The following is a 3334-nucleotide window of genomic DNA, read 5'->3' as shown; positions in this document are numbered from 1 at the left end:
CAAGGCTGCGCCGCCGCGGCGACGGCCCCTCTCGAACACCATGAAACTGTCGAGCGTGTCGTCGGCGAGGCGCGCCGCGCAGGCCGACCGCTGCAGCTTGCCACTCGTGGTCAGCGGCATCGCTTGCGGGTTCAGCAAAACGATCACGGCTGGATATTCCTGCGCCTGCCGCAGCACCGCTTCGCCGATCGCATGTGCGAGCGCCTCGGGATCGCTGCGCTTGAGCACGGCGCGACTGAACTCGGCCGCCACTCCGAAGGCTTCTCGCCCATCGATTTCGACTGGGAAAGCGGCAACCCGTCCGCTGCGGACGGATTCGACATCGGCTTCGACCGCCTGCTCGACGTCCGTCGGATAGATGTTCTGCCCGCGAACGATCAGCAGGTCCTTGAGACGTCCGGTCACGACCAGTGCGCCGTCGCGAATGAAACCGACGTCGCCGGTACGCAGCCAACGCACGCCGTCCCGCTCGACGAAGGCCTGGTGCGTGGCCTCCGAATTGTTCCAGTATCCAAGCGCGACGCTGGGGCCGCTCACCCAGATCTCACCGACCTCATTCGCGCCAGCCGCGGCCGATCCGTCGACGCACATGATACGCACGGCGTGACCAGCTGCGGCTCGACCACATGCCACAAGGTCGGTGCCTTCGCTGGCGCTCGCAATGCGACCTGCGGCGAGTTCCGCGGTGTCGAGCGTATAACTGACGGTATCGGCGGTGATGTCGCCGGCCGTGACCAGCAGCGTCGCTTCGGCGAGGCCATAGCAAGCCGTCAACGCCCTTCGATTGAACCCGGCCCGCGCGAACCGGTCGCCGAACTTCTCGAAGGTGGTCCGGCGGACGAACTCCGACCCCGAGAATGCGAATTTCCACCGGCTCAGGTCCAGTCGATTGATGGTCTCATCCGAAATGCGGTCGACGCACAGCGAGTACGCAAAGTCGGGGCCGCCGCTCATCGTGCCGCCGTGACGATGGATCGCCTCGAGCCAGCGTCGCGGCCGCTCGAGAAAGTTCCGCGGCGACATCAGGACGCCGGTAAAGCCGGTGAACAGCGGATTCAAGAGCCCGCCGATCAGTCCCATGTCGTGATAGAGCGGCAGCCAGCTCACAAAGACGTCGTCCGGCGTTCCTCCACCGACCGCTTCAATAGCGCGCTCGTTGGCCGCAAGATTGCCATGAGAGACGCAAACGCCCTTCGGCTGCGAGGTCGATCCGGATGTGTACTGGAGGAACGCGATTGCATCGGCCGCAGGCCTCATCTCGCGCCATTCCGTTGCGAGTTCTGGCAGGATGGTATCCACCGCAACGACATGCACGTCGCCCAATTCGGGCAGCGTCGCTTCGATGAGAGCGCGCAGAGCCGTCTCCACCACGATGAAGCGAGGCGCAGCATCCCGCAAGATGCCGTTGAGACGCCCTGCATAACGTTCGGGGCCGCCCTCCGGCGGATAGGCCGGAACGGCGATTACCCCAGAATACAGGCAGGCATAAAACGCCACGGCGTAATTGATCCCGCTCGGAAGCAGGATCACCGCCCGCTCGCCAGCACCGCCCATCTGCTGCAACCACGCCGCAAGCGCCCTGATCCGAACGTCGAGCGCGGCAAACGTCAGCTCGTCGGCGACGTCGTCGCCGTCCAGGAACCGCAATGCCACCTTCTCCGGTCGCAAGGCGGCGTGCTCTCGCAAGCGTTCGACCAGGTTGGCTCTGTCCATGTTCTCAAATCCCTGTCCGGCCGCAGCCGGAAATCCCCACCGCCCGAATGACGAGTATTGCCGATCACCTCTGCCGATGAGCTTCGGCCATTGCGACAATGACCTTGCGCGGCCCCTTGAATGGAGCGCGCGCGTGCGCGGTGAGCATGTTGTCGAGCATCACGACGTCGCCGGCCTGCCAGGGAAAGCTGATCTTGTGCTTCTCGAGAACGGTCCGGACCGTTGACAACGTCTCATCCTCGATCGTCGAACCATCGCCGTAGAAGACATTGCGTGGCAGATCAGCTTCGTCATCGACCACGTCGAGCAGACTCTCGCGCACCTCCGGCTCGAGATTGGAGACGTGGAACAGGTGTGCCTGGTTGAACCAGACCCACTCACCCGTGACTGGATGCCGCTCCGCGCCCTGACAGACCTGGCGCGTGCGGAGCTCGCCATCCTCCTTCCACTCGCATTCGATGTCGTGGCGAGCGCAGTAAGCCTCCACCTCCGATCTGGAGTCGGTGCCGAACACCTGCTGCCAGTCGACGTCGAGGCCGTTGCCGTAGTTCCGCACATACATCACGCCCTTGTCGGCGAATCGCTCGCGAATGGCTGGCGGCATGTCGCGATAGATGGCGCGGCTGTCGGCGATCGGCGTCTCCCCGCCTTCCAGCGCCGGCTGCATGCAATAGAACCAGATCTTCATCGGCCAATCGCGGGTATAGGCCTGCTCGTTATGCAGCGGGATATGCTGGTGCGGCGGATATTCCGTGGACGTGTAGACCCCGGAGGTCACCTGCGAACGCGGCGTCGATCCGAACTCGTAGGTGAGCAGCGGATGACCGAAATCGGCCGCGAAGGCCCGAAACGCATCGGGACCGTCGAGCGAAAAATCGCGAAAGACGATGCCACCACAATCGGGCAGATGCCGGTCGATCGTCTCGCGCAGCATAGGAAGTGCTTTGCCGAGCGGCTGGCCGGCCGCCTCTGCCTTGAGCAGCAAGGGAAGAGTTCTGCCCTCAATGAGTGGTTGGACGGAGAACGCGCTCATGATCCTCGCTCCGATGCAAACCAATCGATCGCCCCGATTGCCGGGCCAGCGCCACGCCGATCCGGTCGATCAGTTCAGCCTGCTGCGTGTGAATGAAGAAGTGATGCCCCGGCAGGATATCGAGCGCGAATGACGCCGAGGTCTCCTTTCGCCAGGCCTCGAGCGCCTCGCGGCCGGTCTCGTCGTCCGCACCGCCAAAGACGTGCACGGGGCATGGCAACGGACGTCGCGGCCGGTAGACATAGGCCCCGCACATCAGAAAGTCGGCACGGAGCACGGGTAGTGCGGATCGCATCAGCTCTGCATTCGACAGCGCCTCGTCAGGCGTGCCCTGAAGATTGCGCAGCTCCTGCATCAGCGCCTCGTCGCTCAGCGGCTGGCGCCACCTGCTGCCGTCCCGAACCGCCGGTGCTTCCGCACCTGAAGCGAAGAGAATGGCCGGTGCCGGCGCCCCGTGATCGAGCAGGCCATGCGCGAGCTCGAAGGCAATCACCGCGCCAAGGCTGTGCCCGAATAATGCGTAAGGCCCATCGAGCCGTGCGGCCAGTTCGCCAGCAAGCTGCGCTGCCAGCACGCGCGGATCAGTCG

Annotated in this window: 3 protein-coding genes; all 3 read right to left on the bottom strand. The window is 64.4% G+C overall.

Annotated features, from left to right (window positions below):
* Positions 1-1713: AMP-binding protein (locus MOV75_RS31860; protein ID WP_247007303.1), on the bottom strand; the 1713-nt coding region annotated here is incomplete at its 3' end.
* 64 nt (positions 1714-1777) lie between these two features.
* A complete protein-coding gene (locus MOV75_RS31855) occupies positions 1778-2746 on the bottom strand; it encodes a TauD/TfdA family dioxygenase (RefSeq protein ID WP_246925129.1) in 969 nt (322 codons plus the stop codon).
* The coding region (locus MOV75_RS31850) for a thioesterase II family protein (protein WP_247007302.1) at positions 2715-3334 on the bottom strand (620 nt) is incomplete at its 5' end. The genes MOV75_RS31855 and MOV75_RS31850, both read right to left, overlap by 32 nt.

Source organism: Bradyrhizobium sp. PRIMUS42, assembly GCF_023006515.1.
Classification (GTDB): domain Bacteria; phylum Pseudomonadota; class Alphaproteobacteria; order Rhizobiales; family Xanthobacteraceae; genus Bradyrhizobium.
This window is presented reverse-complemented; position numbering and strand designations above follow the sequence as displayed.

What these genes read in the sequence shown, in the direction of transcription:
- MOV75_RS31855 (WP_246925129.1), bottom strand. Translation starts at nt 2,746, where the DNA reads ATGAGCGCGTTCTCCGTCCAACCACTCATTGAGGGCAGAACTCTTCCC.